This window comes from Corynebacterium gottingense, from assembly GCF_007559235.1.
GTDB classification, from domain to species: Bacteria; Actinomycetota; Actinomycetes; order Mycobacteriales; family Mycobacteriaceae; genus Corynebacterium; species Corynebacterium gottingense.
Window position 1 is genome coordinate 315,356 of the sequence record NZ_VMHH01000001.1, and the last position, 22,806, is coordinate 338,161.

Consider the following 22,806-nt stretch of genomic DNA (forward strand, 5'->3'; position numbering starts at 1 on the left):
CTGATATGCGCCCGTTCCACCTCCTCGTCTCCATGCTCGCTGCCGTGGCCCTGTCCGCCTGCCAGTTTCCCGGACAGGACCAGCCGACGGTGACCAAGATCGTCGACGGCGACACCCTCGACGTTGACCGCGACGGGGAGACCGTGCGCGTCCGCCTGCTCAACATCGACACTCCTGAACGGGGTGAGTGCCTCTACCAGGAGGCCACAGACCGGCTTACCGAGCTCGCCCCGCCGGGCACCCGCGTGCACCTCGAGCACGACGAGGAGCGCCAGGACCGCTACGGCCGCGAGCTTGCCGCTGTCTTCGCCGGCGACGTATTCGTCAACGAGCAGCTCGCCACCGAGGGTTTGGCCCGCGCAGTCACCTACGAGCCGAATCACGCCTACACCTCGCGCATGGAGTCCGCCCAGGCCCGCGCCCGTACTACCCACCTTGGTATCCACGCCGTGCCGACCGAGTGTTTGCTCCCCACCGATACTGCCCGTCGCGCGTACGAGCTCCACGCCGAGGACGCGCAGCACCAGGCGTTTTACCGCGACGCTGCCAACGCCGCCCCCAACTTCACGTACAAAGACCAGGCCCTGGAGTTCATCGACGGCCTAGACTAGGGCCATGGAGCAATTGCTTATCGACGCCCACGAGATCCTCACAAACGCCAACCACGTCGAAGTGTTTACCGGCGCCGGCATGAGTGCCGACAGTGGCATCGCCACGTACCGGGATGCGGAGACTGGGGTGTGGGAGCGTGTGGATCCGGTGGCGATGGCGTCGATAAGCGCATGGCACGACGACCCGGAGACGATGTACGCCTGGTACCTCTGGCGGGCTCAGCTGTCGCAGCGCGCCGAGCCGAACGCCGGGCACCGGGCAATTGCGGCATCGCGCGGGATGACGGTGACGACGCAGAACATCGACAACCTGCACGAACGCGCGGGCAGCGAGGATGTCGTGCACCTACACGGCTCACTATTCGCCTTCCGTTGCACCGACTGCGACACCCCGTACGAGGAGCCGATCGCGCTGCCGGAGGAGCCGGTTGAGCGGATCGCGCCGCCGGAGTGCCCGGTGTGCGGCGGGCTCGTGCGCCCGGGCGTGGTCTGGTTCGGCGAAGCGCTGCCGCAGGACGAGTGGGCCGAGGCAGAACGCCGCATGAAGACTGCGGATGCGCTGCTTATCGTCGGCACCTCTGGCGTGGTCTACCCCGCCGCGGGCCTGCCACTAATGGCGCACGCGCGAGAGATCCCGATCGTGGAGGTCACGCCGCAACCGACGGACCTCTCGCACCTGGCCGACGTGGTCGTGCCTGCCACCGCGGCGGAGGCGCTGCCGCGGATCCTGCAGGGGCGGATCAATAGTGGTAGCGAGCTTGCAGAATAATGAGCGTTTCGCCTTCAAGGATGTAAACCAATCGGTGCTCTTCGGTGATGCGCCGTGACCAGGCTCCGGCAATACCGTATTTCAGCGGCTCCGGCTTACCAATCCCCTCGAATGGATCACGCATCATGTCTTTGAGCAGTTGATTCACCCGTTTCAGGATCTTCCGATCCTTCTGCTGCCAGTAGAGGTATTCCTCCCAAGTGTATGGCGTTCAGGCGAGCTGCATTCATGCATCCAGGTCGATGTCATGCGTGACGGCTTGACCACTACGCGCCTGTTCGTTGGATTCCAAGAGCCGACGCGCGTTCGCTGGAGAGCGGAAGAGATTCGCGGTCTCCACCCAGGAGGAATAGTCCTCCGCGGACATCAGCACCGCGTTACCGCTACGGGAAACGATCTCGACCGTGTCCCGGTCTTGGTTCACCTTCTCAATGAGAGGGAGCAGGGTTCGGCGCGCCTCCGAAGCACTGATAGTCATTTGCTACCTCCAGATCGTTGTACCACCCATGATTCGCCCTACCGAGCCCGCAGCACAGTAAACGTCGCGTCGCGAGCGACCTGCTCCACCTCGCCGAAACGGCGCTCCACCTCCCCGCGGTAGCGCAGGTGCGAGTTATGCACCACGTACAGATCGCCGCCGGTGGCGAGCAGGCGCGCGGCGGCGTCGAGGAGGTGCTGGACGAGCGTGGCGTCGATGGTCGTGCCCGCGTGGAAGGGCGGGTTCAGCGCAATGGTGTCGAAGGACGCGTCCGGCAGCTGCGAGCCGGCATCGTCCCAGGTGGCCTCCAGGCCGATGACGCGGGCAGAAAGGACCGCGTCTGCGTCCGAATCTGTGGCGATCGCACCTTCGAAACCCCTGCTCACCGAACCGTTGCCGCACCCGAGGTCCAGCAGGCGACCAGGCTCCTGGGGCAGGCACGAGCGCAGCAGCTCGCCGCCGCGGTCCGGCTTGGCGCCGGAGAAGACGCCGCCGATGGCTACCAACCCCCGCTGCGAAACTGGCTCGTACGTGACCTCGCGCGCCCCCGACGCCACCAGGCACCGGAACTTGCCGCGCCCCCGCGATCCGTGGACGTCATTGAAGGAATCTGCCAGCACCGAGTTCATGCCGCGAGAAAGGTGCTTGTTGTTCGCCCCGAGAACCAGGCGCGCCTCCGCGAATCCGGCGCCGGCGATGGAGCGGGCAAGGTAGTCGAGCCGGGCCAGGGACTTCGTCATCTCGCCGAGCCCGACCGCGACGCCAGCACCGGAACCCAGGCCGGCGAGCAGCTCGTCCAACCGCACGTCGCCTGCAATCTCCGCGCCGAGCGCCAACGCGGCCTGACTACGCGCATAGTCCGGGTCCAGAAACAGCACGCAAGCACCCGTCGCCACGGCCTGACGCGTCAGATCCAAGGTCGGGTCGTAGCAAACGAGCAAGGTATCCGGCACCCCACCGTCAACTGCGGTGTCCCAGATCAGGCTATCCAGCGCTCGCAAGACCAGCGACCTCCCCAATCACGTACACGGCGGGCGAGGCGATCCCTTCGGACTCCATCGTATCGGCCAGCGTCGACGCGGTTGCGCGCACGACGCGCTGCGAGGCAGTCTCGCCTTCCTGCACGGCCACTGCCGGCGTCGAAGGGGGAAGCCCTGCGCTCACCAGCGTCGAGGCGATTTCGCGGACGTGGCGCACGCCCATGATCACGCAGATGGACCCGCCAACCCGCGCGAGCGCCTCCCAATCCACCAGCGACTCCGGGTTCGACGGCGCAAGATGCCCGGAAACCACCGTGAAGGAGTGCGTCACCCCGCGCTGGGTCACGGGCACACCCGCCGCTGCGGGTACTGAGATCGCGCTGGTCACGCCCGGCACCACTCGGCACGGCACCCCGGCGGCCGCGCACACCTGCAGCTCCTCGAAACCGCGGCCAAACACGTACGGGTCCCCGCCTTTCAGGCGAACGACGCGCTTGCCCGCCAGCGCGTGTTCCACCAGCAGTTCATTGGTGCGTTCCTGGGCGACCTGTTTGCCGTAGGGGAGCTTGGAGACGTCGATAAGCTCCTTGCTCGACACGTCCAGGAACTCCTCAAGCTGGCTGGCGGGGCCGAGGTGATCGGTGAGGATCACGTCGGCGGCTTCGAGCGCGCGCAGGCCGCGGATGGTCAGGAGGTCCCATTCGCCCGGGCCCCCTCCGACGAGTGTGACTTCTCCGATGCTCATAGGCTCCCAGTCTAGGCTGGGACCATGCATCAACCCACGCTTGCCCACACGTTCGCCGACGCGCTGCCGGACATGGCGGTGCCGCTGCCTGGCACGCAGGTTCCGGGCGCGGAGCTCATCGTGCTCAACGAGCCGCTCGCCCGCGAGCTCGGCCTCGACCCCGAGTGGCTGCGCAGCCCAGAGGGCGTGGCGTGGCTCGCCGGATCCGCAGGCGGGCACGCCACCGCGTATTCGGGCCATCAGTTCGGCCAGTTCGTGCCAGTGCTTGGCGACGGCCGCGCGCTCCTCCTCGGCGACACCAATGGACGCGAAATCCAGCTCAAGGGATCGGGGCTCACCCCGTTTTCCCGCCCCGGCTCCGACGGGCTCGGCGCCATCGGCCCGATGCTGCGCGAGTACCTGATCAGCGAGTTCATGCACGCCATCGGCATCCCCACCACGCGCTCGCTCGCGGTGCTTCGCACCGGCGAAACGGTCGTCCGCCAGCAAGGCCCGGTGCCCGCGGGCATCGTCGTGCGCGTCGCCACCTCCCACCTGCGCGTCGGTTCCCTGCAGTACGCGGCGCAGCAGTCGCGCGACCTGGTCGGCGACGTCATTGCCGCCGCAGGCTTCGACGGGCCCGCGGAGCTGCTGGATACCGTGATCGACCGCCAGATCGATCTGGTCAACCGGTGGATGCGCGTCGGCTTCGTGCACGGCGTGATGAATACGGACAACGTGGCACTGTCCGGCGAGACGATCGACTACGGGCCGTGTGCGTTCACGCAGCGGTTCGACGGCGCGGCGTCGTTCTCTTCCATCGACGCGCAGGGCCGCTACGCCTTTGGCAACCAGCCGGGCATCCTGGCGTGGAACATGGTCCGCCTCGCGGAGACGCTGCTGCCAGAGCTGGGCCAGGAGCGGGCCCAGGAGATCCTGTCCACGCTGCAGGCGCGGTGGGACAAGACCTGGAGCCACTACGTCGGCGCGCACGCGGAGGGTTTGATGCTCGCGCAGGACATCACCACGTACAACCGGGAACACGGAATGCCTTTCGGCGGCACCGAGCCCAACAAGGACGGCACGTATCCGGGCCCCATCTATATTCCCCGCAACCACATGCTGGACGCGGCGATCACGGCGGCGGAACGCGACGGGGACGTCGCTGCCTACCTCGCGCTGCTGCAGGCGGTGACGCATCCTTACGACGAGGCCGCCGGCGAGGAGTGGATGGCCCTACCGGAAAAGCCGGGGCCGTTCCGTACCTTCTGCGGTACGTAAACGGCCCCGGCCTGGTCACGCCGGTGGGGTGACTACTTCTTGTCCTCGAGCTTCAGCGTCTTCTCGGTCCAGGCCCACTGCTTGTCGTAGGCCTCCTTGTTGTCCTTGAGGGACTTGCCGTAGGTGGGGAACATCTCGTGGAGCTCCTCGCGCCACTCGATCATCCGCTCACCGAAGCAGCGCTCGAGCAGCTCGAGCATCGCGGACGGGGTGATGGATGCGCCCGGGGACGCACCGAGAATGCCGGCGATGGAGCCGGACTGGTCGTTGACCAGCGCCGTGCCAAACTCGAGGGAGCCGAAGGACGGTGCCGGCGCGGGCTTGATCACCTGCACGCGCTGACCCGCGACGACAACCTCCCAGTCCTTCGGATCGGCCTCCGGGTAGTACTCGTGCAGGACGTCCATCTTGCCGTCGAAGTCGCGGAAGACCTCCTCCACCAGGTACTTGACCAGGCCGAAGTTGGTGGCCGCAACGCCCAGGTAGGACGGGATGTTGTCCGGGCGGATGGACTTGAACAGGTCCAGGTACGAGCCCTTCTTCAGGAACTTCGGGGTCCAGCCGCCGTACGGGCCGAAGAGCAGAGACTCCTCGCCGTCGATGACGCGCAGGTCCAGGTGCGGCACGGACATCGGCGGGGCACCGACCTTCGCCTTGCCGTAGACCTTTGCCTTGTGCTGGGCGACGAGCTCCTGGTTGGTGGTGCGCAGCCACATGCCAGAGATGGGGAAGCCGGCGTAGCCGCGGACCTCGGGCACGCCCGCCTTGCGCAGCAGGTCCAGGGCGTATCCGCCCGCGCCGACGAAGACGAAGCGCGCGCGGGTGACCTTCTTGTCACCCGTGTGCACGTTGCGCACGGTGACCTTCCAGAAGTTGCCCTCGCGCTTGAGGTTGGTCACATCGTGACCGTAGCGGATTTCGGTGCCCGCCTGGGTGGCTGCGTCGAAGAACTGGTTACACAGCGCGCCGTAGTTGATGTCCGTACCCGCGTCGGTCCAGGAGATCGCGACGGGCTCGGCATCAAAGTCGCGGCCCTTGGCCATCAGCGGCAGTTTCTCGGCGAACACGTCCTGGTCGTCGGTGAACTGCATGTTGGGGAACATGTGGTTTGCAGATAGCGCGTCGTAGCGGCGACGCAGGTAGTCAATCTGGTCGTCGCCCTGCGCGAAGGAGACGTGCGGGACCGGGTTGATGAACTCGCTCGGATCGCCCAGCACGCCGTGCTCGATCTGGTGGGACCAGAACTGGCGGGAGACCTGGAACTTCTCATTAATCGCCATCGCCTTGGAGACGTCGATGCGGCCGTTCTTCTCCGGCGTGTAGTTCAGCTCGCACAGCGCGGAGTGTCCGGTGCCGGCGTTGTTCAGCGCGTAGGAGGACTCCTGCGCAGGCCCCTCGAGGCGCTCGTAGATCACCTGGGTCCAGTTTGGCTCGAGCTGGCGGAGCATAGCGCCGAGTGTCGCGGACATGATACCGGCGCCGATGAGGAGGACGTCCACCTCATCGTCGTAGCGGTTGGCTGCTGTATCAGACATCGTGATTTCCCTCATTCACTGTGTATTCATTGCGAGTGCACCTCGCCTTCACGTCACCCATCCACAATACGCCAGTTGCCTCCGCCATTGTCCACCCATACCCCCGGATAATGGTACGATGTTTGGCCTGCGTGGCACGGCTTTCACGCTTCTCGACGCCACCGTGCACCCCACCCCCTTCGCTAGGATCAGTGACATGACAAAGACCCCGGAGAACACCCCCGCAGGCGCTTGGGACGGCGTGACGTCGACAAGCATGAGCCCCGACTGGTACCCCGACGTGCTCGGTGACGGATTTGAATCCGCGTTCCTCCCGCAGGGCAAGGACCCTGATACCGGGAAGGGCACGCGCGCCACCATTGTGCGAACGAGCCTCAATGCGGACGCGATTGATCCGACAAAACCCGCGATCCTCTGGGTACACGGGATGAGCGACTACTTCTTCCAGACTCACGTCGCCGAGGAATTCACCGCCGCCGGGTACGCCTTTTACGCCATCGACCTGCGCAGGTGCGGGCGCTCGCGGCAGAACGGCGAGTACTGGCACTACACCGAGGACCTTGCCAACTACTTCCCCGAGCTCACGGACGCGCTGCATGTCATCGCCGCCGAGCGCGGCGAGGGCGCGAAGGTCGTCCCGCTCGCGCACTCCGCCGGCGGGCTCATCACCTCGCTGTGGGCGGACTGGCTGCGCCGGGAGCGGCCCGCGGACCACGCGCGGCTGGCGGGCCTGATGCTCAACAGCCCATGGATCGACATGCAGTTCTCTCCCCTGCTGGTCAAGACGGTCAAGCCGGTCCTCAAGGTGGGCGGCGGCATGCTCCCGCGCGTGCCTTTGCCGGGAGGGTCCCTCTCCACCTACGGCGAGTCGCTGCACGTGGACCACAACGGCGAGTGGGACTTCAATACGAAGTGGAAGCCGTTAGGCGGGCACACGAAGTACGCGGGCTGGCTCAAGGCGATTGTGGATGGCCAGGAACGGATCCACTGCGACGACGTGGATACCGGAGTCCCGCTGCTCACCCTCGTGTCCTCCCACTCCTACCTGGGCAAGGAGTACTCCCCCGCCGCGGACACTGCCGATACGGTGCTGGACGTCGACCAGATCCGCACGTGGGCGCCGCACCTTGCTCAGGACTGCGTGATCGCCACCATCGACGGCGCGCGCCACGACGTCTTCTTGTCCGGGAAATACGCTCGCGAGTCCGCGTTCAAGGCGTGTACCTCCTGGTTGGACGAGCTGCCGCACCACTAAGCCGCCCCAAAACGCCTCTCAAATCCCAATTGTCCCAAACTCAACATAGACGTATATATAGAGGAGTCATCGCATGACCGATCAGCACACCGAGCACACTGAGCACACCGAGCACACCGAGCACTATGACCTCATCATCGTCGGCGCCGGCTCCGGCAACAGCGTGCTCACGCCGGACTTCGACGACAAAAAAGTCGCCATCGTGGAAGAGGGCACGTTTGGTGGCACCTGCCTCAACGTCGGCTGCATTCCGACGAAGATGTTCGTCCTTGCCGCCGATACTGCACTCCAGGCCCGCGAGGCCGAGCGGCTCAACGTAGATCTGGAATATCGCGGTGCCGACTGGAAGGCCATCCAGCAGCGCGTCTTCGGGGATCGCGTGGACCAGATCGCGGCCGGCGGCGAGGCATACCGACGCGGCGACGAGTGTCCGAACGTGACCGTGTACGACATGCACGCACGGTTCGTGGGGCCGAAGACGTTGGTGACGGGGCAAGGGGGCGCCGAGAAGCAAATCAGCGCCGACACAATCATCCTGGCCGTCGGCGCGCGTCCATTCATTCCCGAGTGGGCCGAGGGCGTGCCGTTCCACACGAACGAGGACATCATGCGCCTGCCGGATCTGCCGAAGTCGCTCACGATCGTGGGCGGTGGCTTCATCGCCATGGAGTTCGCGCACATCTTTGACGCGCTTGGCTGCGAGGTGACCATCGTGAATCGCTCACCGCTCATGCGCGCACTCGACGCCGACATCCACGAGCGCTTCAACGCACTTGCCACCGAGCGCTTCACCACCCACATCGGCCGTACCGTCACGTCCGCGCGCGGCGACGAGCACTCGGTGGAGCTCACGCTTGACGACGCCACCGTCATCACCTCCGAGGCCCTCCTCATCGCCACCGGACGTGTGCCCAACGGTGACCGACTCGACGCCGCCGCCGGTGGCGTCGAGCTCCGCGAGGACGGGCGCATCACGGTTGACGAGTACGGCCATACCACCGCCGACGGCGTCTGGGCTCTCGGCGATGCCTCTTCCCCGTACCAGCTCAAGCACGTGGCCAACGCGGAGCAGCGCGCGGTGACCCACAACGTCATTGCAGCGATGAAGGATTCCGACGACTTCGTGCCGATGCCGCACCAGCACGTACCTTACGCCGTGTTCACACACCCGCAGATCGCGTCGGTGGGCCTGACCGAGCAGGAAGCTCGCGACGCCGGCCACGACGTCACCATCAAGGTCCAGAATTACGGCGATGTGGCCTACGGCTGGGCGCTCGAGGACACGACTGGTGTGGTGAAGCTCGTTGCCGACCGCCAGTCTGGCAAACTCCTGGGAGCTCACCTCATCGGACCGCAGGCCTCCACCCTGATCCAGCAATTGGTCACCATCATGGCGTTTGACCTGGACTTGCGTGAAATTCCGCGCCGCCAGTACTGGATCCACCCGGCGTTGCCGGAAGTGGTGGAGAATGCGCTTTTGGGCCTCGACCTGGACTTTTGCGAATTCTAGACCCTTCGGCCACCCCCGTTGTGGGGGATGTATCGCTTTCCAGGAAAAACATAGAATCAGGCAGCAAAAACCCACGTCAGATAATGGTTGTGTAACAGGAACCCCAAAAGCCACGATACGAAAGACCTCGTTTTCACGATTCTTGAACTTTTTTCGCGGTTCACTTGTGCATTCCTGCCGGCAATCCATTAGTGTGGTTTTTCGACACCGGGATCCGAGTCCATCGGGCTTGTCATTCGGTCCTAGGAGCTTCGGCCCCTGGATTTTCTCCGTTAATCCCCGGACGTCTTGCAAGTACTATCAGAGAAGGATTTCGTTTCATGCGTAATTTCCGTAAGGCAGCCCTCGCAGGCGCAACCGCAGTCGCCCTGGCTTTCGGCTCCACCACCATTGCCGCAGCTGAAGAGACTGCCGCCCCGGAGACCACCACCCAGACCCCGGCCGACGCTAAGAAGCCGTCCGCTTCCACCAAGATCGGCGCTTCCCTCGACGCCTACGACAAGAACGGCAACGCTACCGGCGCTGACGGCGAGGCCATCTTCGGCTCCGAAAAGCCCGGCTTCGGCGAGCAGCCGGGTTGGGCAAAGGCTTTCTACGCCACGACCATCTTCGCCGCTGTCTCCGCACTGGTCGGCCTGGTCGTCGGCCCGGCCTACAACTTCGTTGTCCACGGCCTCCCGAACATGTAAGTCGCGGAATTCCGCACACAACAACTAACGACTTTCTCGAAAGAAGGAACATCAATGCGTAACTTCCGCACCGCAGCAGTTGCATCCGCAACCGCACTGACCGTCGCTTTCGGTGGCGTCGCCGTCGCGTCCGCTGAGACCACGGAGACCCCGGCCACCACCGAGGCTTCCTACGAAAAGCCGGCGAACCGTCCGAAGGCCGAGACCGAGAACAAGGACAACTCCGTCGCATTCAAGGGCTTCGACGGCCGCGAGGGCGACAAGTCCTTCAACGAGTCCATCTCCGACGGCACCGAGGGCCTCTTCAACGGCAAGGGTTCCTCCCACTACGTCAACGATGCGGATAAGCCGTTCTACGGCGTTGACGCATTCGGCAAGGAGAAGAACGCCGAGGCTCTCCCGCAGTGGGCTCGCATCTGGATCGACGGCACCATCGTCTCCGCGATCGGCGCTCTCGTTGGCCTGGTCATCGCAGGCTTCAACTTCGCTTCCTACAACGGCCTGATCAAGCTGTAAGAAGCACTGCTCAGGACTTCTGAGTCCTAGCAAAGAATTACCTCCCCACCGTCTCGGTGCGGGAGGTTTTTTCGTGTGCTTTGGGGGGTTGTCTCAGCTGCCTGGAACACGAACGTTTTGTCCGCTCCCGTGCATGGCGCTAGCTCCAAGTACGAACTACCGCGGAGGAAACCCCAGGTCGTGGTGTTCCCGCCGACCACATGGAGCTAGCGCCATGTGCAAGGCCACGCCGTCAAGGCGAAGACACAGCCCCGGAGAAGAACCAACCTAGCTCCCCAGCATGAGCTGACCGGCGGCGTACTGCTCGTCCGGGATGGTGAGGATCTCGTTGCCGTCGTCGGTGATCACCAGGGTGTGCTCGAACTGCGCCGTGAATTCCCCGTCTCGGTTCTGCACCGTCCAGCCGTCGTCCCAGATGTCGTATTCGAGCCCTCCGAGGTTGATCATCGGCTCCACGGTGAGCGTCATTCCCGGCTCCAGCACATCACGGTACGTATCGGAGTCGTAGTGCAGCACAACCAGACCGTTGTGGAAGGTAGTGCCCACACCGTGACCGGTAAAGTCCGTGACCACGTTGTAGCCGAAGCGCTGCGCGTAGGACTCGATCACGCGGCCGATCACGTTGATCTCGCGGCCAGGCTTTGCCGCCTTGATGCCGCGCATCGTCGCCTTGTACGTGCGCTCGACCAGGTCCCGGTGTTCCTGCGACACGTCACCAGCGAGGAAGGTCGCATTCGTATCCCCGTGCACTCCGTTCTTGTACGCCGTGACATCGATGTTAACGATGTCGCCTTCCTCAATCACCGTCGTATCCGGAATCCCGTGGCACACGATCTCATTCAGCGACACGCAGCAGGACTTGGTGAATCCGCGGTACCCCAGCGTCGACGGGTACGCGCCGTGGTCGCACATGAACTCGTGCGCAATACGATCGATCTCATCGGTAGTCACACCGGGCTTTACCGCCGCGCCGGCCACAGCAAGCGCGTTTGCCGCAATTTTCGACGCCTCGCGCATACGCTCCACAGTCTCAGCCGTCTGCACGAGCGGCTCGCCGACGTTCTCCTGAACGTCGTCCTTCCACGCGTACTCCGGACGCTCGATGTCCTTGGGCACCTTCCGGATCGGTGTCTGCTTTCCTGGCTTCAACTTTCCTCTTGCACTCATGCGCCCCATGGTAGTCCCCAAGTGCGCAAACCCCGATTCGCGCCAAACCGCGCTACGGGTTGAGGTTGTGCAACATCCGGTCGGTCACCGCGACCGCCGCTTCGGAGCCTCCTCCAAGCACAATGAGGGTGGCAAAGGCGATGTCATCATCAGCCCTGTACCCGGCGAACCAGGAGTGTGAGCCGCCATTGATCTCCGCCTCACCGGTCTTCCCGCGTATATCCCCGCCGGCGGTCATCCCCGTCGCCGTACCGCCCGGGGCCGTCACGGCCGCCATCATCTGCTGTAGCTGAGCGGCGACTTCCGGAGTCATCGGCCCCACCTGGCCGTCCACTTCCGTCTCCTTTCCCTGGATAAGGAACGGGACCGGCATCTGGCCGTGTGCAGCCGTGGCCGCGACCAGAGCCATGCCGAAGGGGCTCGCCAGATCCAAGCCCTGGCCGTAGCCGGACTCGGTGCGGTCCAACGGCTCCTCGCCCTCGGGGATCGACCCGGTGATGGTGTCCAGCCCCGGAATGTTCATGTCCAGCCCGAGCCCGAACTGCTTGCCCGTCTCCTGCAGCTCTCCGGGGGCAAGCTGGGTCGAAATATCGGCAAACGAGGTGTTACAGGAGTGCGCGAACGCAGACTCCAACGAGACGTTGCCCAGGCTGAACCCGGCGTAGTTGGTCACGGTCCTCCCGAACAGGTTCATCGTGCCCGGGCACGGAACCGTTGAACCGGGATTCAGACCCTGCCGCTCCATCCCCGCGGCCGCAGTAATGATCTTGAACGCCGAACCCGGCGGGTACTGCCCCATCGTCGCGACGTTACCGTCCGCGTCGGCAGCGGGAGTCTGAGCCACAGCCAGGATGCCGCCGGTGGACGGGCGGATAGCCACGATCATCGCCTGCTGGCCCGCAACCGGCTCCAGCGCAGACTCGGCTGCCTGCTGCACCCGGTGGTCCAGGCTGATGTGCACGGCGGGCGCAGGCGCGGCGTCTTCGCGCTCCAGCTCCTCATAGGCCGCCCCGTTCTCGTTCACCACGCTCACGTTCCAACCCGCGTCGCCCTCAAGGTCATCGCGGACCAGCTGGCCGACCCGCGCCATGATGTCCGGGGCGAACGCGGGGTCGGCGTTGACCATCGACGCCTCTTCGTTCAGCCGCACCCCAGGGATGCCGTTGAGCTCGTGCTCCACGACCCCCTTCGCGGCCTGGGAGATCATGGCGGCGGAGTAGACGCCACCTGCGCCTTCGAGTTCGTTGGTGAGCTCGCCGGCGTCGCGAAGCGGCACCGCGCGATCCGCCTCGTGGCCCGCAGTGAGGGCCTGAGAGATCTTGAACGCGGTGTCCGGCACGGAGCCGATCGCGTCCTTGTCCACCAAGAGGCGGTAGGCAACGCCGGGGCGCAGGAGCTCGACGCCGTCGGCAGACACGACGCTCGCCTCCTTCGGCGTGATCGAGCGCAGCTCCAGGTGCTGGTGGGCGCCAAGGCGCGGGTGAAGGACGCTCGGCTGCCAACGCACCTGCCAGTTCTCACCCGACTGCGTGAGCGTCATCTGGCCGTCGTAGTTGAGCTCGCGGCCGCGGGGCAGCTTCCAGTTCATGGAGTAGTTGGCCGTGGCGAGGTTTTCCGTCTGGTTCACGCTGGTTATCCGGGCGTCGAGCGCCTCGGCCTGGAGGCCGTCCCAATTCTCGTTGATGGAGGTGGCGGCGGTCGAGGGGTCGTCGACAAGCGCATCGAGCTCCCCCACCTCGCGGGACGCGATCGCTTCAAGCATCTCCTGTGCCACGGGTTGCGCATCGTTGGGGCGCGGGGTGCATGCGGCGAGCGCGGTGGTAAGTACAGCCGCGCCCGTGAGCAGGGCGAGGAGTCGTTGCATGGGATAAAAATAGCAGCGCCGGGCACTCGCCCGACGCTGCCACGCTCACAGCACGCTTCGGTCTAGTTCGTGACCTTGACCTCGGCGCCGCCGTCGCCCTTCTCCATGCCTTCTTCCTCCGCGATTCGGTTCGCGTGGCGGATCAGGGTCTCCACGATGTCGGCCTCGGGGACGGTCTCCACGACCTCGCCCTTGACAAAGATCTGGCCCTTGCCGTTGCCGGAGGCGACGCCCAGGTCGGCGTCGCGAGCCTCACCCGGACCGTTGACAACGCACCCCATCACGGCGACGCGCAGCGGGTACTCCAGGTTCTCCAGACCCGCGGTGACCTCCTCGGCAAGCTTGTACACGTCCACCTGCGCGCGGCCGCACGACGGGCAGGACACGATCTCCAGCTTGCGGGGGCGCAGGTTGAGCGACTGCAGGATCTGGTCGCCCACCTTGATCTCCTCTACCGGGTCAGCGGAGAGGGACACACGAATGGTGTCGCCGATGCCCTGCGAGAGCAGCGCGCCGAACGCGACGGAGGACTTGATGGTGCCCATGAACTTCGGGCCTGCCTCGGTCACGCCGAGGTGCAACGGGTAATCGGTCTTCTCCGCCAGCTGACGGTACGCCTCCACCATCAGCACCGGGTCGGAGTGCTTGACAGAGATGGCGATGTCGCCGAAACCGTACTCCTCGAACAGACCGGCCTCGTAAATCGCCGACTCGACGAGCGCCTCCGGGGTAGCCTTGCCGTACTTCTCCAGCAGGCGCTTGTCCAGCGAACCGCCGTTAACACCGATGCGGATCGGAATCCCGGCCTCGCCCGCTGCCTTCGCCACCTCCTTCACACGGCCGTCGAACTCCTTGATGTTGCCCGGGTTCACGCGGACCGCAGCGCAGCCGGCATCAATGGCGGCGAAAATGTACTTGGGCTGGAAGTGGATGTCCGCGATCACCGGGATTGGGGACTTCGCCGCAATGGCCGGCAGCGCGTCCGCGTCCACCGTCTTCGGGCACGCCACGCGGACGATGTCACAACCGGTGGTGGTCAGCTGCGCGATCTGCTGCAGCGTCGCGTTAATGTCGTGCGTCTTCGTCGTGGTCATGGACTGCACCGAGATCGGGTGCTCGGAGCCCACGCCCACGTTCCCCACCATCAGCTGGCGGGTCTTGCGTCGCTCCGCCAGGGTCGGTGGCGGGCCTTCAGGAATACCTAATCCGATGGGGAGATTCATAGTGCCCAACTCTAGCACCGCACGCGAGCTCAGCCAGCGAGGCGGATCGGGTTCACCACGTCCGCAGCCATAACAAAGAGACCCACCACAAGCAGCGCCGCAGCCATGGCGTACGTCACTGGCATCAGCTTCTGGTAATCCGCCGGACCGCCGGGTCCGAGCCCGCGCAGCCTGCGGACGAGGTCGCGCACCTTTTCATACAGCACCACCGCGATATGCCCGCCGTCCAGCGGAGGCAGCGGCACGAGGTTAAACAGGGCGAGGAAGAAGTTCATGCTGGCCAACATCATCCAGAACATGGACCACAGGTCCTGCTGGACCAGCTCACCGCCAGCGCGGGAGGCGCCGATCACGCTGACTGGGCCGTTGACGTCGCGCTCCGCGCCGAAGATGGATGCCACGACGCCCGGGATCTTGCTCGGGAACGCGAGAATGCCATCGACGGTTGCGTGCAACATTTGACCGGTAAATTTCGCGGTCGCCGGGACCGCCTCAAGCGGCCCGAACTGGCGCATCGCGTCCGCGACCGGCGCACTCGTCACACCGATAGCACCCGCGTCGAACTCCTGCCCACTGGCGGGGTCGATGCGCTTCACGCGCGCAACGGGCACGTCGACGGTGAGCTCCGCGCCGTCGCGGAGGACGTCGAGCGCCACCGTTTCGCCCGGTCGCTCCAAGACGTAATCGCGCACTTCCGTAAACGCGACGATGTCCTGGCCGTTGACAGCCAGCAGCTTGTCCCCCGGGCGGAGGCCGGCTTGCGCGGCGGGGCAGTCGCCCTCACACGGGGCGAGTGTCTCCGCGTCGATCTGGTCGGAGGTGCACGACAGCTCACCCACCGTGGGCGTGCGATCCGCATACGGGTTCGGGATGGCGGCGAGAACGGCCACGAAGTAGGTGATGATGACGCCGATGAACAGGTTCATTACGATGCCGCCGGCCATCACCGCCACACGCTGCCACCACGGCTTTTTGTACATGGCCAGCGGGGCCTCGTCCGGGGCTAGCTCGTCCTGCGCGGTCATGCCGGCGATGTCGCAAAAGCCGCCGAACGGCAGGGCGGCTACGCCGTACTCAGTGTGCCCGCGGGTGACCGACCACACCGTCGGCCCGAAACCGATGAAGTAGCGGCGCACGCGCATTCCGAAGCCGCGGGCCACCGCCATATGCCCCGCCTCATGAAGCGCAATCGACACAGCAATGCCGAGCGCAAACAGGACGACACCAATGATGCCCATGGGCGTTCCCTCTTACTGTTTGCGCGCAAGCGCGTCCGCGGTTTCCGCCGCGCTCCGGCGAGCCTGCGCATCCACCTCGAGGATCTCCTCGACGCTCGTCGGGGTGTGCGCATAGCTGCCCGCGGCGTCAAGCACGGCGTCGATCGTGTCCACGATCTGCGGGAAGCGGATCCTCCCATCAAAGAACGCGTCGACGGCCACCTCGTTCGCGGCGTTGTAGATCGCCGGGTACGGGTCGCCGGCGCTCGCCACCTGGCGCGCAAGCTCCACTGCCGGGAACGCCTCGTTGTTCAGCGGCTCGAAGGTCCACTCCGACGCGGTTGTGAAGTCCAGCGAGGGCTGCGCGCCCGCGACGCGGCCGGGCCACGCGAGGGCGTGCGCGATCGGCATCTTCATCGACGGCGGCGAGGCTTGCGCGATCGTCGCGCCGTCGATGAAGGTGACCATGGAGTGGACGATGGATTGGGGGTGGACGGTGACGTCGATAAGCGATGGCTCCACGTCAAAGAGCAGGGACGCCTCGATGAGCTCGAGCCCTTTGTTCACCATGGTTGCGGAATTGATCGTGTTCATCGTGCCCATCGACCAGGTGGGGTGGGTGACGGCCTGTTCCGGCGTGACGCCCCACATCTGCTCGCGAGTCTGGCCGCGGAACGGGCCGCCGGATGCTGTGAGCACGAAACGGGCGACCTCGTCTCGGCGGCCCGCGCGCAGTGCCTGCGCCATCGCGGAGTGCTCCGAATCCACCGGCACCAGCGCGCCCGGCTTCGCCTCCCGCAGCACGACCTGGCCGCCGGCCACGAGCGATTCCTTGTTTGCCAACGCCAGCACGGCGTCGCTGCGCAGGGCAGCGATTGTCGACGCCAACCCCGCCGCCCCAACAAGCGCGTTGAGCACCACGTCCGCGGCTTGTGATTCGGTGAGCTGCCGGGCCGCGTCCTCACCGCTCAGCACGGCTCCGCCGAGGACCTGACCAACCTGCGCCGCGGCGTCCTCGCGCTGGACAGCGACTTGGCCGGGCTGGAGCCCAAACTCCTTCGCCTGCGTGATGATCGCCTGCGGGTCGCGTCCGCCGGCGGCGATGCCGACCACCTGGAAGGCGTCGCGGTTGTCCTGAATAACCTCGCACGCCTGGGTGCCAATTGATCCGGTTGAGCCGAGAATGACAATTCGTTTCACCCCGCCATTGTTGCACGCCCCGGTGCCGCCGCTCGACGGGTGGACCGACGGCAGGCGGATCGGACGAAAGTTTGCACCTATTAGGGGTACAAAGTCACCGATTGCCACGGAAGTATGACAATATAGTCCACAGAATTGTTTCCTGCTCCGGCTGCGATTCCGTTTGCGCTGCACAAAGCGCACTGCGGAAGGGCACGGGCCGAAGCATTTAGCGCTGACTTGAAGGAGTATGGCAGTGGCCCACGCGAACGAAAAGGCACCTGAGGTGTACAACGGCGTTTCCGAGGCAGACGTCCCGTCTGCACGCTTCGGTTGGAGCGAGCAGAGCCGCGGCACGATCCAGGCCGCCGGTTGGGTGTCCGTTCTGGTGCTCATCGCCTACAACTTTGGTAACCACAAGGGCCACGTTGAGACCATCTGGCTCATCGCCATTGCCGTCCTCATCGCCCTGGGTCTGATCCTGCACGCGACGCAGCCGAAGCTGAACCAGAAGCGCACTGTCACCGCCCACAACAAGCCGCAGGGCCACGTCGAACCGGACTGGTGCTACGACCAGAAGACCCTATCCGGCGCGTACGCCAACCTGGACGAGCGCCAGCTGCGCGCCCTGAACATCGACCCGGCCCGCATCCAGCACCTGCGCGCACCGCAGCAGGCCGTTGCCGCCGGTGACCGCCACGCCACCACGGTCGGCTCCGCAGCCGTGCGCAAGGACGGCGCCGTCCACGTGAACCGCGCAGACCACGACGTCGAGGTCGTCGAGGTCACCCCGCGCGGCAAGCACGCCGCGCAGTAGCCGCAGCAAGGCAAAAGGCCGATCCCGGGAGACGGGATCGGCCTTTTTATGCTCGGGTTGCGGGCGGTCAGTTTCCCCGCGTATTCGCCGTCACACGCGTGCGGGCCCGGCCTACCCCGCCTGCTCGTCGGCAGCGAGCTGGCCGCAGGCTGCGGCGATCTCCTGGCCCTTCGTGTCGCGCACGGTACAGGTGACGCCCTGGGCGATCACGCGGCGGACAAACTCGTCCTGCCGGTCGCGCGGGGACGCGTCCCACTTGGAACCCGGCGTCGGGTTCAATGGGATCAGGTTCACGTGGACGCGGGACCCGAGGGCGTTGTGCAGCTTCTTGCCCAACATGTCGGCGCGGAAGTCCTGATCGTTGATGTCCCGGATCAGCGCGTACTCGATGGAGACGCGGCGACCGGTCTGATCCGCGTAGTAGGACGCGGCGTCAAGCACCTCGGAGACGGCAAAGCGGTTGTTGATGGGCACGAGGGTGTCACGCAGCTCGTCGTCAGGCGTGTGCAGCGACACGGCGAGAGTGACGGAGAGGCCCTCGTCGGCAAGGCGACGGATCTGCGGCGCGAGCCCGACGGTGGAGATGGTGATGTTGCGCTGCGAGATGCCAAACCCATCCGGGCTGGGCTGGGTGATCTGGCGGACTGCGGAGAGCAGGCGGTTGTAGTTGGCCAGCGGCTCGCCCATGCCCATGAAGACGATGTTGGACAGCCGCGAGCCCTCCGCCGCCATCATCGCAGCGGCTGCGCGGACCTGGTCAACAATCTCCGCGGTGGACAGGTTGCGGTCCAGACCGCCCTGGCCGGTGGCGCAGAACGGACACGCCATGCCGCAGCCCGCCTGGGAGGAAATGCACAGTGTGGCGCGGTCCGGGTATCGCATGAGCACAGACTCCAGCAGGATCCCGTCGTGCAGGCGCCACAAGGTCTTGGTGGTGTCGCCCTCGTCGGTTTCCACGGTGCGCACGGGGTTGAGCAGGGTTGGGAACAGCGCGTCCTTGACCAGTTGGCGCTGGGCCTCGGGGAGGTCCGTCATGGTCAGCGGGTCCGCCTCGAACTTGCCGTAGTAGTGGCGCGCGATCTGGTCCGCGCGGAACTTCGGCAGCCCGAGCTCCTTGAGGGCCTCGACGCGTTCCTCTTTGGTTAGGTCCGCAAAGTGCTTCGGCGGCATGCCGCGCTTCGGGGAAAGGAGTTGGATCTTGGATACGTCGCTCATAGTGTGCCCTATTTTGGCACGTAACCCGCGTCTTGACTAATCTACGCGGCCCGTTCGCTGCCAGGGCCGCTAGAGCGGGTTCATGATCGCCGCGGCGTTGAGCAGCATGTAGGTCGCGCTGGCGGCAGGCAGCATCCCGTCCAAGCGGTCCATCAGCCCGCCGTGGCCGGGAAGCAAGTTCGACATGTCCTTGATTCCCAGCTCGCGCTTGAACTGGCTCTCCACGAGGTCGCCCATGGTGGCGCAGAGGACAAGCGCAACGCCCCACACCACGCCCATCCACCAGGGTCCCTGGATGAGGAAGTGCACCACGGCTATGCCGGTGAGCACGCCAAACACCACGGAGCCGGCGAAGCCCTCCCACGACTTGTTTGGGCTGATCGCGGGCGCCATCGGGTGCGAGCCGAACATGACGCCCGCGGCGTAGCCGCCGACGTCGTTGGCTACGACGCAGAGCATGAATGCGGCGATGAAGCGGCTGGCGGGGAGGGCACCTTCGTCGATAAGCGAGATCATCGCGGCGAAACTCCCGAAGAGCGGGATCCACACGAGGACGAAGATGCCCACACCGGTATCGCGCAGGTAGTTCTCGGGCTTGGTGTGGCGGCCGTTGGGGAATAGCCGGTAGAACATGAGGAAGAGGACCGTGAACGCGAACCCCGTGACCAGGCCGGCCGTCTCGTACGTGGCGGAGGCCCACAGCATGATCTGCCCCAGGATGACCAGGAGCGTGCGCGGCTGCTGGTACCCGGCTTCGCGCAGGCGCGTGAGCACTTCCCACATGGCCAGCGCCACCGCCACGGCAACAAGCGGGTACCAGGCCAACGGGCCCACCAACAGCGCACCGATTACCAGCGAGCCGAGCACCACCGCCGTCGTGATCGCGGCGGTCAGGTCGCGCCCCGCATTGTTCTTCGGCGTGGGTGCCTTGAGCCTTAACGACGGCCACCTGGACCTCTCCGCAACCCTCCGGTTGTCAAGATCGCTCTGCTCGTTGCGGTGTGGTTGCACTGGCTCCTCGCTTCGGTCTCGTCCGGCGCCACGGCGCGATGTCCACGGCGTGCCTCAATTGGCGGATAGTTGCGCGACTGTGCGGGAGGTTAGACCTCCATCAGCTCGTCTTCCTTGCGCTGCACCAGCTCATCAATCTGCGCGACGTAGCCCTGCGTGGTCTTGTCCAGGGACTGCTCGGCGGTCTTGACCTCGTCCTCGCCGGCGTCGCCGTCCTTCTGGATCTTCTTCAGCTGGTCCATGCCCTGGCGGCGGACGTTGCGGATGGCAATCTTGCCTTCCTCGCCCTTCTGCTTCGCGTGCTTGACCAGGTCCTTGCGGCGCTCCTCGGTGAGCTGCGGCACCGTGACGCGGATGACCTGGCCGTCATCGGTCGGGTTCACGCCCAGGTCGGAGTTGCGGATCGCGTTCTCAATCTCCTGGAGGGTAGACATGTCGTAGGGCTTGATCAGCAGCATGCGCGGCTCCGGCACGGAGATGGTGGCCATCTGGTTGATCGGGGTCGGCGCACCGTAGAACTCCGCCATGACGCCGTTGAACATTGCGGGGTTGGCGCGGCCGGTACGGATGGTGACCAGCTCCTCGCGGGTGTGCTCCACCGAGGAAGTCATGCGCTCTTCTGCGTCCAACAGGACATCATCAATCATGGTTTACCTACCTTTTGCTCGTTAACGTTCCCCACTAATCTACCAGCGCTCGCCCCGCCTACACTGTTGCCATGCAGCAATCGGCGTTCTCCTTCCGCGCTCCCCTGGCGCCCCCGCCCGTCGACGCCGCTGCCGCTCCGTCCCGCACCAGACTCGCGGGCTGGGACATCCCGGTAAAGGACTCCGTTGACGTCGCCGGCTGGCCCACCACCAACGGCAACCCCGCCCGCAGCTACGTGGCGCGCCGCACGGACGCCATCGTGCCCATGCTTCTCGACGCCGGCGCGACCATCCCCGGCAAAACACTCACTTCCGAGCTGGGCGCCACCTGTTACGCCGAGCGCCCCGGCGTCCCGGTGCTCGAGTCCCCAGCGTTCGCCGGCCGCACGCCCGGCGGCTCCTCTACCGGCGCCGCGGTTGCGGTGGCGGAAGGCCAAGTCCGCGCGGCGCACGGAACGGACGCCGGCGGTTCGCTGCGCGTGCCCGCCGCGGCGTGCGACATCGTCGGCTTCAAGCCCGCCTCGCCCCACGTCGCCGCGCACGGCTTCCTTACCCGCACCGTCGCCGACCAGTGCACGATCTACGGCATGCGCCCCACGCATCCGCGACGCTTGCGGGTCGGGGTGCTTCTCGACGCCCTCCTCGCCCCCTCCCATCTCTCACCCTCCCGCGCGGACGCGGTGGACCAGCTGGCGGGGGCGCTCTCCCTCCACCACGACGTCGTCCCGTTGCGCGCCTACGCCCAGGCGGGCGACACCTTCGCGCACTTCTCCCGCCGCATCAAGCGCTCCTTCACCAGCGTCGACCCGCTGGACAGCGAGTACCTCCAGTGGCTCACGCAGGAGGGGGCGCGCGTCACCCGCGCCCAGATGCGCGGCGTCCGCGAGCACCTGGACGTGCTCCCGCACCTGCTTGCCCGGCAGTGGGACGTCGACGTAGTCCTCTCTCCCACCCTGGCCTTCGACCCGCCGCGATTGGGGTACTTCCCGTCCTTGTCTCCCGAGGAGAGCTTCTACCAGCAGACGGTCTGGTCGCCATGGTGCTCGGTGTTCAACGTCACCGGCAGCGCCGCGATCGCGATCGGAGGCATCCACCTGGGTGTACTCGGGAGCGCGGCGCGCCCCGCCGTCAACGCGACGGAGCTGCTCAACCTCGCCTGGCAGGTGGAAGGGCTCCTGGGTCGCGAGGGGTAAGTGGTGATCCTGGGGCGGCGCGCACATGACGAGAGTGCGTAAAATTTCCCCACTCACCGAAGGGACGCCTAGGCCACCAGGGTCCCAATCTGTTCACCGGCAACGGCGCGGGCGATGTTGCCCTCCTTGAGCAAGTTAAACACCAGGATCGGCATGTTGTTGTCCATGCAGAGGGAGAACGCGGTGGCGTCCGCCACCTTGAGGCCCTGCTCAAGCACCTCGCGCGGCGAGACCTCGGTAAGCAGGTTGGCGTCCGGGTTGGTGCGTGGGTCGTCGTCGTAGACGCCGTCGACGCCCTTGGCCATCAGTAGGACCTCGCACCCGATCTCCAGCGCGCGCTGCGCCGCGGTGGTGTCGGTAGAGAAGTATGGCATGCCCATGCCGGCGCCGAAGATGACCACGCGCCCCTTCTCCAGGTGGCGGGCGGCGCGCAGCGGCAGGTACGGCTCAGCGATCTGCGCCATGTTGATGGAGGTCTGCACGCGGCAGTCCACGCCCTTCTGCTGCAAAAAGTCCTGCAGCGCCAGGCAATTCATGACGGTGCCGAGCATGCCCATGTAGTCAGAACGCGCGCGGTCCAGGCCGCGCTTCTGCAGCTCCGCTCCGCGGAAGAAGTTGCCGCCGCCGATGACCACGGCGACCTCGGTGCCCGCCTTGGCCACCTCGGCGATCTGGGAGGCGACGCTGTCCACCACGTCCGGGTCGATGCCGACCTTGCCGCCGCCGAACATCTCACCGCCAAGCTTGAGCATGACGCGTTTGAATCCGTTGCGGTTGAGGGCGAAATCAGTCACGGTGTGACACTCCTTATGCACAAATGCCGGGTGGTGAATCGAAAGCTTGCGTATTCGCCACCGATTCTAACCAGTTCCCCCGTAAGCAGGTAAACGCACTGCAAAGAACGCGAAAGCGCCCCGCCCCGGTT

Annotated in this window: 22 protein-coding genes and 1 pseudogene; 9 read left to right on the forward strand and 14 right to left on the reverse strand. The window is 65.6% G+C overall.

The genetic code is table 11. From position 1 onward, the window contains the following. The first annotated feature begins 5 nt into the window (after positions 1-5). Positions 6-611 carry a thermonuclease family protein gene (locus FPH17_RS01530; RefSeq protein ID WP_154878414.1) on the forward strand — a complete coding sequence of 202 codons (606 nt, stop codon included), beginning with the start codon at positions 6-8 and terminating at the stop codon, positions 609-611. Positions 612-615: 4 nt separating this feature from the next. After that, a complete protein-coding gene (locus FPH17_RS01535; RefSeq protein WP_154878415.1) occupies positions 616-1,380 on the forward strand; it encodes an NAD-dependent deacylase in 765 nt (254 codons plus the stop codon). On the opposite strand, the pseudogene FPH17_RS01540 reads toward FPH17_RS01535, so the two are convergent. From FPH17_RS01540 to cobA, 4 genes and pseudogenes are all read right to left on the reverse strand, one after another. After that, positions 1,352-1,579 (reverse strand): annotated as a pseudogene (locus FPH17_RS01540) (Txe/YoeB family addiction module toxin); the annotation flags it as partial. The gene FPH17_RS01535 and the pseudogene FPH17_RS01540 overlap by 29 nt on opposite strands. A 27-nt stretch (positions 1,580-1,606) precedes the next feature. Further along, positions 1,607-1,858 (reverse strand): type II toxin-antitoxin system Phd/YefM family antitoxin, encoded by a 252-nt coding sequence (locus FPH17_RS01545; protein ID WP_154878416.1) that lies wholly within the window; start codon positions 1,856-1,858, stop codon positions 1,607-1,609. Positions 1,859-1,896: 38 nt separating this feature from the next. After that, positions 1,897-2,859 (reverse strand): class I SAM-dependent methyltransferase, encoded by a 963-nt coding sequence (locus FPH17_RS01550; protein ID WP_154878417.1) that lies wholly within the window; start codon positions 2,857-2,859, stop codon positions 1,897-1,899. After that, positions 2,843-3,583, reverse strand: coding sequence for a uroporphyrinogen-III C-methyltransferase (gene cobA / locus FPH17_RS01555; RefSeq protein ID WP_095555190.1), 741 nt, complete (start codon positions 3,581-3,583; stop codon positions 2,843-2,845). Before cobA ends, FPH17_RS01550 begins: the two co-directional genes overlap by 17 nt. A gap of 24 nt (positions 3,584-3,607) precedes the next feature. On the opposite strand from cobA, the gene FPH17_RS01560 reads away from it, so the two are divergent. After that, positions 3,608-4,843: a protein adenylyltransferase SelO family protein gene (locus FPH17_RS01560; RefSeq protein ID WP_154878418.1), complete on the forward strand. Its 1,236-nt coding sequence runs from the start codon at positions 3,608-3,610 to the stop codon at positions 4,841-4,843. A gap of 32 nt (positions 4,844-4,875) precedes the next feature. On the opposite strand, the gene mqo is transcribed toward FPH17_RS01560, so the two are convergent. Continuing rightward, positions 4,876-6,378, reverse strand: coding sequence for a malate dehydrogenase (quinone) (gene mqo / locus FPH17_RS01565; protein WP_154878419.1), 1,503 nt, complete (start codon positions 6,376-6,378; stop codon positions 4,876-4,878). Between the two features lie 196 nt (positions 6,379-6,574). Here mqo and FPH17_RS01570 point away from each other — a divergent pair, with 196 nt between their 5' ends. From FPH17_RS01570 to FPH17_RS01585, 4 genes are all read left to right on the forward strand, one after another. Beyond that, entirely contained in the window at positions 6,575-7,633 is a 1,059-nt protein-coding gene (locus FPH17_RS01570; protein WP_238397090.1) for an alpha/beta hydrolase, read from the forward strand. A 73-nt stretch (positions 7,634-7,706) separates the two neighbouring features. Continuing rightward, entirely contained in the window at positions 7,707-9,143 is a 1,437-nt protein-coding gene (gene mtr / locus FPH17_RS01575) for a mycothione reductase (RefSeq protein WP_154878420.1), read from the forward strand. Positions 9,144-9,463: 320 nt separating this feature from the next. Beyond that, positions 9,464-9,832, forward strand: a complete 369-nt coding sequence (locus FPH17_RS01580; protein ID WP_154878421.1) for a hypothetical protein — start codon at positions 9,464-9,466, stop codon at positions 9,830-9,832. A 54-nt stretch (positions 9,833-9,886) separates the two neighbouring features. Then, positions 9,887-10,348, forward strand: a complete 462-nt coding sequence (locus FPH17_RS01585; protein ID WP_122086664.1) for a hypothetical protein — start codon at positions 9,887-9,889, stop codon at positions 10,346-10,348. A 267-nt stretch (positions 10,349-10,615) separates the two neighbouring features. Here the strand turns inward: FPH17_RS01585 and map are convergent, their stop codons facing one another. The 5 genes from map to dxr form a co-directional block, all read right to left on the reverse strand. Beyond that, positions 10,616-11,515, reverse strand: coding sequence for a type I methionyl aminopeptidase (gene map, locus FPH17_RS01590; protein WP_154878422.1), 900 nt, complete (start codon positions 11,513-11,515; stop codon positions 10,616-10,618). 52 nt (positions 11,516-11,567) lie between these two features. Further along, the gene (locus FPH17_RS01595; protein ID WP_154878423.1) at positions 11,568-13,379 is read right to left on the reverse strand and encodes a penicillin-binding transpeptidase domain-containing protein; all 1,812 of its coding nucleotides are present in this window, start codon (positions 13,377-13,379) and stop codon (positions 11,568-11,570) included. Between the two features lie 62 nt (positions 13,380-13,441). Continuing rightward, the gene (ispG, locus tag FPH17_RS01600) at positions 13,442-14,602 is read right to left on the reverse strand and encodes a flavodoxin-dependent (E)-4-hydroxy-3-methylbut-2-enyl-diphosphate synthase (RefSeq protein ID WP_095277430.1); all 1,161 of its coding nucleotides are present in this window, start codon (positions 14,600-14,602) and stop codon (positions 13,442-13,444) included. 29 nt (positions 14,603-14,631) lie between these two features. Then, positions 14,632-15,840, reverse strand: a complete 1,209-nt coding sequence (locus tag FPH17_RS01605) for a M50 family metallopeptidase (protein WP_154878424.1) — start codon at positions 15,838-15,840, stop codon at positions 14,632-14,634. Between the two features lie 12 nt (positions 15,841-15,852). Continuing rightward, complete coding sequence (gene dxr / locus FPH17_RS01610; protein WP_154878425.1) at positions 15,853-17,019, reverse strand: 1-deoxy-D-xylulose-5-phosphate reductoisomerase; 1,167 nt, start codon at positions 17,017-17,019, stop codon at positions 15,853-15,855. A 229-nt stretch (positions 17,020-17,248) separates the two neighbouring features. Between dxr and FPH17_RS01615 the strand changes: the two genes are divergently transcribed. After that, positions 17,249-17,815, forward strand: a complete 567-nt coding sequence (locus FPH17_RS01615; protein WP_154878426.1) for a DUF2631 domain-containing protein — start codon at positions 17,249-17,251, stop codon at positions 17,813-17,815. A gap of 111 nt (positions 17,816-17,926) precedes the next feature. Here FPH17_RS01615 and rlmN read toward each other — a convergent pair whose 3' ends face one another. The 3 genes from rlmN to frr all read right to left on the reverse strand — a co-directional run bounded on the left by rlmN (position 17,927) and on the right by frr (position 20,688). Continuing rightward, a complete protein-coding gene (gene rlmN / locus FPH17_RS01620; RefSeq protein WP_154878427.1) occupies positions 17,927-19,030 on the reverse strand; it encodes a dual-specificity RNA methyltransferase RlmN in 1,104 nt (367 codons plus the stop codon). Positions 19,031-19,099: 69 nt separating this feature from the next. Next, positions 19,100-19,924 (reverse strand): phosphatidate cytidylyltransferase, encoded by an 825-nt coding sequence (locus tag FPH17_RS01625; RefSeq protein WP_238397302.1) that lies wholly within the window; start codon positions 19,922-19,924, stop codon positions 19,100-19,102. A gap of 206 nt (positions 19,925-20,130) precedes the next feature. Continuing rightward, positions 20,131-20,688: a ribosome recycling factor gene (frr, locus tag FPH17_RS01630; protein WP_095277445.1), complete on the reverse strand. Its 558-nt coding sequence runs from the start codon at positions 20,686-20,688 to the stop codon at positions 20,131-20,133. 71 nt (positions 20,689-20,759) lie between these two features. Between frr and FPH17_RS01635 the strand changes: the two genes are divergently transcribed. Further along, positions 20,760-21,881: an amidase family protein gene (locus tag FPH17_RS01635; protein WP_154878428.1), complete on the forward strand. Its 1,122-nt coding sequence runs from the start codon at positions 20,760-20,762 to the stop codon at positions 21,879-21,881. 68 nt (positions 21,882-21,949) lie between these two features. Here FPH17_RS01635 and pyrH read toward each other — a convergent pair whose 3' ends face one another. Further along, a complete protein-coding gene (gene pyrH / locus FPH17_RS01640) occupies positions 21,950-22,633 on the reverse strand; it encodes a UMP kinase (protein ID WP_238397303.1) in 684 nt (227 codons plus the stop codon). Positions 22,634-22,806: the final 173 nt, after the last annotated feature.

Excerpts from the sequence above, each read along its gene's own strand:
- FPH17_RS01580 (WP_154878421.1), top strand. The coding sequence starts at position 9,464 with ATGCGTAATTTCCGTAAGGCAGCCCTCGCAGGCGCAACCGCAGTCGCC.
- mqo (WP_154878419.1), bottom strand. The coding sequence starts at position 6,378 with ATGTCTGATACAGCAGCCAACCGCTACGACGATGAGGTGGACGTCCTC.
- frr (WP_095277445.1), bottom strand. The coding sequence starts at position 20,688 with ATGATTGATGATGTCCTGTTGGACGCAGAAGAGCGCATGACTTCCTCG.
- map (WP_154878422.1), bottom strand. The coding sequence starts at position 11,515 with ATGAGTGCAAGAGGAAAGTTGAAGCCAGGAAAGCAGACACCGATCCGG.
- FPH17_RS01635 (WP_154878428.1), top strand. The coding sequence starts at position 20,760 with ATGCAGCAATCGGCGTTCTCCTTCCGCGCTCCCCTGGCGCCCCCGCCC.
- mtr (WP_154878420.1), top strand. The coding sequence starts at position 7,707 with ATGACCGATCAGCACACCGAGCACACTGAGCACACCGAGCACACCGAG.
- FPH17_RS01585 (WP_122086664.1), top strand. The coding sequence starts at position 9,887 with ATGCGTAACTTCCGCACCGCAGCAGTTGCATCCGCAACCGCACTGACC.
- pyrH (WP_238397303.1), bottom strand. The coding sequence starts at position 22,633 with ATGCTCAAGCTTGGCGGTGAGATGTTCGGCGGCGGCAAGGTCGGCATC.
- FPH17_RS01570 (WP_238397090.1), top strand. The coding sequence starts at position 6,575 with ATGACAAAGACCCCGGAGAACACCCCCGCAGGCGCTTGGGACGGCGTG.
- FPH17_RS01545 (WP_154878416.1), bottom strand. The coding sequence starts at position 1,858 with ATGACTATCAGTGCTTCGGAGGCGCGCCGAACCCTGCTCCCTCTCATT.
- FPH17_RS01530 (WP_154878414.1), top strand. The coding sequence starts at position 6 with ATGCGCCCGTTCCACCTCCTCGTCTCCATGCTCGCTGCCGTGGCCCTG.
- FPH17_RS01560 (WP_154878418.1), top strand. The coding sequence starts at position 3,608 with ATGCATCAACCCACGCTTGCCCACACGTTCGCCGACGCGCTGCCGGAC.
- rlmN (WP_154878427.1), bottom strand. The coding sequence starts at position 19,030 with ATGAGCGACGTATCCAAGATCCAACTCCTTTCCCCGAAGCGCGGCATG.
- FPH17_RS01535 (WP_154878415.1), top strand. The coding sequence starts at position 616 with ATGGAGCAATTGCTTATCGACGCCCACGAGATCCTCACAAACGCCAAC.
- FPH17_RS01605 (WP_154878424.1), bottom strand. The coding sequence starts at position 15,840 with ATGGGCATCATTGGTGTCGTCCTGTTTGCGCTCGGCATTGCTGTGTCG.
- ispG (WP_095277430.1), bottom strand. The coding sequence starts at position 14,602 with ATGAATCTCCCCATCGGATTAGGTATTCCTGAAGGCCCGCCACCGACC.
- cobA (WP_095555190.1), bottom strand. The coding sequence starts at position 3,583 with ATGAGCATCGGAGAAGTCACACTCGTCGGAGGGGGCCCGGGCGAATGG.
- FPH17_RS01595 (WP_154878423.1), bottom strand. The coding sequence starts at position 13,379 with ATGCAACGACTCCTCGCCCTGCTCACGGGCGCGGCTGTACTTACCACC.
- FPH17_RS01615 (WP_154878426.1), top strand. The coding sequence starts at position 17,249 with ATGGCAGTGGCCCACGCGAACGAAAAGGCACCTGAGGTGTACAACGGC.